Source organism: Streptomyces europaeiscabiei, from assembly GCF_001550375.1.
Lineage (GTDB): Bacteria > Actinomycetota > Actinomycetes > Streptomycetales > Streptomycetaceae > Streptomyces > Streptomyces europaeiscabiei.
On the sequence record NZ_LRTR01000289.1, the window covers coordinates 1 to 2950 of the forward strand.

The 2950-nt window shown below is 71.7% G+C and carries 2 protein-coding genes; both read right to left on the minus strand.

Annotated elements, in window-relative coordinates; all coding sequences use genetic code 11:
- Positions 1–417: 417 nt before the first annotated feature.
- Positions 418–1791 carry a PrsW family intramembrane metalloprotease gene (locus tag AWZ10_RS14100; RefSeq protein WP_060891213.1) on the minus strand — a complete coding sequence of 458 codons (1374 nt, stop codon included), beginning with the start codon at positions 1789–1791 and terminating at the stop codon, positions 418–420.
- 207 nt (positions 1792–1998) lie between these two features.
- A complete protein-coding gene (gene trmB / locus AWZ10_RS14105) occupies positions 1999–2856 on the minus strand; it encodes a tRNA (guanosine(46)-N7)-methyltransferase TrmB (RefSeq protein WP_078935619.1) in 858 nt (285 codons plus the stop codon).
- Between the last annotated feature and the right edge of the window lie 94 nt (positions 2857–2950).

Below are 2950 nucleotides of genomic sequence, written 5' to 3' on the forward strand. Positions count from 1 at the left end.
GCCGCCCCGGCAGCATGACTGCCCGCGGCCGGGCGCGGGACGCACGGAGCGGGGAGTGAGCGGGGCCGGGTGGCCGGCTCAGCGGCACGGCTGCGCACAGAGGGACCACCGGGCGGGACGAAGGGCAGTCACACCGACGACCGAGCGGTCACAGCGAGGAACGCGGCACGCACCCGCCGACCGACGCCACCACGCCCGGTCCGCCGCCTCCGCACGGAAGAGGCTGTGCGGGTGAGTCGGGCCGGTCGCATACGGCGGCCCGGAGAAGTCACACCGAACCAACCCCGAGCAGCAGGGCTCCAGGCGACGGGCCGACGCACCGGCAAGGCCCACCGACGCACGGGCGCGGCCCGCCGGCGCGGCCCCGCCCCACCGACCGGCGGCTCCCGAACCGCCCAACAGGTGGCTCGTGAACCGCTAGTACTGATACGGGTTGTACGAGGGATACGGAGCCGCCCCGTATGCCACCGGCTGAGGGTAGGCCGACCCGTAGCCGTAGCCGTAGCCGTAGCCGTAGCCGTAGCCGCCGTGCTCGTGCCCGTAGCCGTAGCCGTAGCCATACCCGTGCTTCGGCCCAGCCTCCCGCCCCGCGTATCCCATCGCGGGCCGAGCCAACTCCCGCCGTCGCCACAGCTCGAACAACAGCTCCCGCTCCCGCAGCGCGAAGCCATCCCCGGCCCGCCCCCGCAGCCCCCGATGGCGCAGGAACGCCAACTGCGTCGCGTACGCCTCGTACTCCGCGACCGACCGGGCCCCCGCCTTCCCGAAGTGGTGCGCCGCATACTCCCGCGCCACGCGCCGAGCCCGCATCGACCCCAGCACATACGGCTCGGCCGGGGTCAGCCACCCCGCGGCCGCATACGCGGGCAACGCCTCCCGCACGGTCCGCAACTCCCGCTGCCGAGCCCAGATCACCAGCCACGTCAGCAACCCGAACGCCGGCACCATGAACGCCGCGTACACCGCGAAGAACCCGTACTCCCCGAACGTCGCCGACCCGTTCCAGACCGCGTGCATCCCCATGGCGAGCAGCAGCCCAGCCACCGGCACGAGCACCCGCCGCCCCCGCTGCCACTCCGCGGAGAACGCCGCGATCCCGAAGCCGATCCCCGTCAGCACGGTGAACAACGGATGCGCGAACGGCGACATGATCACCCGCACGAAGAACGTGGCCGCGGTGACCGACGCCAGCCCACTCCCCCCACTGAGCTGATCCGTCCCGAAAGCGGTGCCCAGATACAGAATGTTCTCGGTGAACGCGAAACCGGTCGCGGTGAACCCCGCGATCACCACGCCGTCCACGATCCCGGTGAAGTGCCGCCTCCTGAACAGAAAGACAAGGAGGACGGCCGCGGCCTTGGCGGTCTCCTCCACCACGGGCGCTATGACGGTGGCACCCAGGGCGTCGGCATGCGAGGGATCCGCGGTCGCCGTGGCTATCCACCGGGTCGCAAAACTGTTCGCCACGATGGCTATGAGTGCCGCGGCACACGCCCCCCAGGCGAACGCGAACACCAGGTTGTGCCAGGGCCCGGGCTCCACCCGGTCCAGCCACCGGAACGCGGCCATGAGCAACGGCACGGGCAGCACGGCGAGCCCCAGCCCGACGAGGAACCCCTCCGTGCCGGTCTGTTCACGGACGAGCGCGAGGATGACGAACCCGGAGACCCCGAGCAGCCCTATCAGGGCCCCGTATCTGACGCTCTTCCGCTGCCACCAGCGCGTGGGCCTGAACGCATACCCACCGGCGGAGCCGCCGGGGTGCGTCGGGTAGGGGGAACTGGTGGCCATTGCATTGACCCTAACGAGGGATGGCGCCGCCCGCGACGGCGCGTGGTACGGCCCGCGGGGCCCGGGCCCGTCGGACCGCGCGCCCATCGGACCGCGCGCCCATCGGACCGGTCCGCGGGACCGCGTCCTGCGAACCGTCGTGCTTCGGACCGTGCCCGCCGGACCGTGCCCGCCGGACCGTGCCCGCCGGACTGTGAACGACGGCCTTCAGACGCCTGTGGGGGGTTGTTCGGACTCCTGCATCTGCTCTCGCTCCTGCTGCTGCTCACGCTGCTGTACGCGGCGGAAGAGCAGATCGTTCACCACATGACCCTTGTCCAGTCCCTGCCCCTCGAAACGGGTCAGCGGCCGGAAGCCGGGACGTGGCGCGAACCCGCCGTCGGCCCGCGTGTTCTCGAAGTCGGGATGCGCGGTCAGCACGTCCAGCATCTGCTCGGCGTACGGCTCCCAGTCCGTCGCGCAGTGCACGATCGCCCCCGGCCCGAGCCGTGACGCGACGAGCGTGAGGAACTCCGGTTGGATCAGCCGACGCTTGTGGTGCCGCTTCTTCGGCCAGGGGTCGGGGAAGTAGACCCGCAGCCCGTTCAGCGAGCCGGGGGTGAGCATCTCCCGCAGCAGGATGATCGCGTCGCCGTTCGCGACCCGCACATTCGACAGACCGTCCCGGTCCGCGAGATTCAGCAGGTTCCCCTGGCCCGGCGTGTGCACGTCCACGGCGAGCACATTGGTGTCCGGATCGGCGGCGGCCATCCGGGCGGTCGCCTCGCCCATCCCGAACCCGATCTCCAGCACGACGGGCTTCTCGTCGCCGAACAGCTCGACGAGATCCAGCGCCCGCCCGTCGATGTCGAGCCCCCACTTGGGCCACAGCCGCTGCAGCGCGTCCGCCTGCCCGGCCGTCACCCGACTCCGCCGAGGCTGGAAACTCCTGATCCGCCGCTCGAAGTGCGACCCGGCGGGATCCGGCTTGGGCCCGTCGGGAAATCGCGGCTCACCCCTGTCTCGGGTGTGACGAAGGGAGGCACCGGTGGTGCGGGGCTCAGGGGCATCAGGGGAGTCAGACACAGTGCCCCGATTTTACGACTCCCCGAGACGCCGTCCCAGCCTGCCCGCAGCCGAGCGTGGGGGCGCCGGCGAGCGAAACCCGCCCCCGCCCCCG